The sequence below is a fragment of the Microcoleus sp. D2_18a_D3 genome, assembly GCF_036702455.1.
Lineage (GTDB): Bacteria > Cyanobacteriota > Cyanobacteriia > Cyanobacteriales > Microcoleaceae > Microcoleus.
The window spans coordinates 1-3513 of the sequence record NZ_JAUBTK010000181.1; the positions used below are offsets into that span (position 1 = coordinate 1).

Here is a 3513-nt window from a genome sequence, read left to right on the forward strand (position 1 = left end):
GAAACCTAGACTATCTGCTCGTCCGTAAGAGATAAAAGCGTCAAAAATTGTTTTCATGAGGAAGGGATAGGTAAATGGGGGCGTGGATGAATACAGGTAGGAATTCAAGATGTCGGCTTTGCTATAAGCCGGCTTGAGAGTGAGTTGTGTAAGCCATCTTTCAAGTCAATTAAAGCCTTTTGGTAGCCTCGGCTAGACAACAGGTTCATCCAAGCGAATTCAGGTTGCTTCTTGACGTGGTTGGTGAGAACTTTTTTGACTTATTTGATCGCCTAAGAGTCCGAAAGGTTGCCTTCACTATACATTAGGGTTCGCAAGCTTAACCGGGAATTAAATACTACGAGCCGAAATCCTGCGTGTGTTGCCATCAAGGTCGCTTCGTTGTTATGCAATTTTAGCGATCGTTTGACGGCAAACATAGTTAAAATTTTTCGGATTGGTTGACTCTATTAAGTATAGGCGACTCCATACTAGAGTGCTTCAAAGCGGTTTTATGTTGTTGGGAATGGTCACTTTTAACGCTGACTGTGGTTGACTCTCGCAGATCGTGAAGCCTTGGTTTTCGGCCTCTTGAAAAGATTCACAAAAAATTCCTGCGCTGTCAACCAGAGCGTAGTCAACAACGAGAAATTTTAGAAAAGTATTTGGCTATTTATTCAAGCTCTAACAACCATTCAATTCACTGTTGACTGATAACTGATAACTGTTCCCCATCTCCTCATCCCAACAAATTAGCGATCTCCTTCTCCGTAAACGGATTCTCACCCTTTTTCAGCTTATCAATCCAGCCTTGCCGCTGTTTTTTGCCCTCTGGCGAATCCGTGCCCTTGATAAACGCTTGAAAATCTGCGATCGCCCCTGGCGTATCCCCCGTCAGCGCCCGGGCCAGCCCACGACTATCTCGAACCCCGACATTGCCCGGTGCAAGTGCCACCGCCGTATCGCACGCCGAGATCACGGTCTTTGCCCCTCCGTGCAGCGCACCGTACCAACACAGCGTATTCCAAGACTGTTGAGATATCTTCCAGGTTGCGTCGAACTGCTTTGCTTTCAAGAAGGCATCCACTGCTTTCTGAACTTCACCCTCTTTGACTAGGTTTTCCCCTTTTTCGATCGAACCTTCAGCAGCCCACTGTTTAATCTTATCCTCTGGTGGCACCTTAATGCTGGGCAATAATTTCTGGGCCTGTTGGAACGTCGCGATGGCTAGGCCCACATCGCCTTGCCACGCGATCGATCGACCTCGATTGAGTAAAAACTGGGCGTTTTCCGCATCGTTCCAGGCTAGCTTTTGACAGGTTTCCCCCGCGTCTTTCGCCACGGAGATCATTTCCGGATCCCCAACAAGCAGCGTTTCCGGCGCGACTAAAACGGGATGTAAAATTACTCGGTTGCACGCCATCTTCAGCCAATCTTGCCAAGTGCCAACGCGCCAGAGACGAAGCGTGCGATCGGTACTGCCGCTGATAATGGTTTTACCGTCCGGGCTAAACGCAACTGAAGTGACTGAACCCGCATGTCCCTTGAGAAAGTGACCGATGGGTTGACCGTTCGTGTCCCACAGGCGAATGGTCTTATCGTAACTACCACTGGCAATGGTTTTACCATCCGGGCTAAATTTCACCGAGTAGATTGAATTGGTGTGTCCTTTGAAGGGTTGACCGATGGGATTGCCTAAAGTATCCCACAGGCGAATTGTATTGTCGCGACTACCACTGGCAATGGTTTTGCCATCCGGGCTCCAGGCCGCCGAGTAGACCGCATCCTTATGCCCTTTGAAGGGTTGACCGATGGGATTGCCTGAAGTATCCCACAAGCGAAGTTTCCCGTTATAGCCACCGCTGACGATCGTTTTGCCGTCCGGGCTCCAGGCCACTGACATGACCCAATTTGTATGTCCCTCAAAGGGTTTACCGATGGGATTGCCCTTGCTATCCCACAGGCGAATTGTCTTGTCATCGCTACCACTGACAATGGTTTTACCATCGGGGCTCCAGGCCACTGCCTCGACCGGACCTTGATGTCCTTTAAAGGGTTGACCGATAGGATTGCCCTTGCTATCCCACAGGCGAATTGTCTTGTCCGCGCTACCACTGACAATGGTTTTGCCGTCTGGACTCCATGCCACTGAATAGACCGTACCTTGATGTCCTTTAAAAGGCTGACCGATGGGATTGCCTGAAGTAGTATCCCACAGGCGAATTGTCTTGTCATCGCTACCACTGACAATGGTTTTGCCATCGGGGCTCCATGCGGCTGAGTAGACTCCATAGTCGTGTCCGGTGAAGGGTAGACCGATGAGGTAGCCGCGACTATCCCACAGACGAATCATCCCCTTATCGTCGCTACTGAAAATGGTTTTGGCATCAGGGCTCAATGCCAAGGACGAGACTGCACCCACGTGCCCGATGAGGGGATGACCCAGGAGAGGATTCCCCCGAAGATTCCAAACAGAAATGGTTCCATCCGAGCCCCCACTGACGATGGCTCTACCCGTGGGACTAAATACGACTGACCCAATCGGCGCACCCTCCTGCCCTTTGAAGGGTTGAGTGATGAGTTTCCCCGATGTGTCCCACAAATGAATCCGCCCGTCATTGCTGCCACTGCCAATGGTTTTGCCATTGGGGCTAAACGCCACTGACGCGACCTCATCCTCATGCCCCGTCCAAGGTTGACCAATGGGTTGACCCTGACGAGTCCACAAACGAACCGTTTTGTCCTTGCCGCCACTGACGATGGTTTTTCCATCGGGACTCAATGCGATCGATCGAATCCCACCCTTATGCCCTTTGAAGGGTTTACCGACGGGCTTGACATTCGTGTCCCACAGACGAATCGTCCCGTCCTCGCCGCTACTGACGATCGTTTTACCATCGGGGCTAAATCGGATTGACCAGACATCGCCTTGATGCCCTTTTAAGCGTTGGCCCATGAGCTTACCAGAGATGTCCCATAAGCGAATCGTCCCGTCTACATCGCCACTGACGAGCGTTTTGCCGTCTGGGCTCCAGGCCACGGAATTGAGGGGGGCTTTAAGCCCATTGGGCAACCGGTTGAGCTGTTGATGGGTGGGATAGCCAGAAGAGGTATTCCACAGGCGAATCCTCCCGTCTTTACCCGCACTCGCGAGGGTTTTGCCGTCTGGACTCAACGCTAATGAGTTGACTGCCTGTGTGCTTGCTGTCAGGAGATTGCGCTCTCTGGCATCTCCGGCGGCATCGCGCAAGCTAGACTGCACCTGGGCAAACGTCTCCGGGCCAACCTCTGACGATGCAGATTCGCTTTCACCTGTGGCTTTAATCGCCAGAATGAGTGCCTCTAGGGGATCGGCATGAAGCAAAGTCTGCACGCGGCCAGCATTTTCCTCTAACTGGGCAATTGCAGTTTGCTTTTTCGCCTCTATTGTCCCACCTATTGCGGCAATAGTGGCAAGTGTCATGATCGAGAGCGCACCCACGACGGCTCCCCTTAATAGCATCTTATTTTTGCGTTTTTCGGCGCTACTTTCGG

1 protein-coding gene is annotated in these 3513 nt (G+C 51.6%); it reads right to left on the minus strand.

Going from position 1 to position 3513, the window contains the following annotated elements; genetic code table 11:
* Positions 1-718 precede the first annotated feature (718 nt).
* On the minus strand, positions 719-3513 hold a 2795-nt coding region (locus QUB06_RS34240), incomplete at its 5' end, for an eIF2A-related protein (RefSeq protein ID WP_445251451.1).